This window comes from Gluconobacter sp. P1D12_c (genome assembly GCF_018812105.1).
Lineage (GTDB): Bacteria > Pseudomonadota > Alphaproteobacteria > Acetobacterales > Acetobacteraceae > Gluconobacter > Gluconobacter oxydans_A.
Window position 1 is genome coordinate 1 of the sequence record NZ_JACSIQ010000352.1, and the last position, 491, is coordinate 491.

Annotated in this window: 1 protein-coding gene; it reads right to left on the reverse strand. The window is 55.6% G+C overall.

Annotated features, from left to right (window positions below; all coding sequences use genetic code 11):
• The coding region (locus KP705_RS17135) for a Tn3 family transposase (RefSeq protein ID WP_215765139.1) at positions 1-491 on the reverse strand (491 nt) is incomplete at both ends.

Genomic DNA, 491 nt, shown 5'->3' on the forward strand with positions numbered 1-491 from the left:
TCCAGATCCTGTATCCAGTCGAGCATGAAAACCGACCGCTCGATCCGGCCAACTTCACGCAAGGCCACAGCCAGACCATTCTGACGGGGATAAGATCCGAGCTTCCGCAGCATGGCCGAGGCCGTCACGGTTCCACTCCGAATGGATGTGACCAGACGCAGCAGGTCGTCCCAGTGGGCCGCAACATGATCGGTATTGATCGGGTCACCGGCCATTCCACTCAGGAGATAACCGGGGCTTTGATATGGAAACAGGTGAAGTTTCCGCTCTTTCAGATCCCGTATCCTGGGCGCAAATCGATAACCAAAGAAGGGCATCAGCCCGAAAACATGATCCGATGCCCCACCCGTGTCGGTATAATGCTCTTCAATGGAAAGCCCGTTGGCATGATACAGCAGCCCATCCAGAACATAGGGTGCTTCACCGGCCGTCGCCGCAATCACCCGGGTCGAAAACGGATCATACTGATCGGAGATGTGGGTGTAGAAACT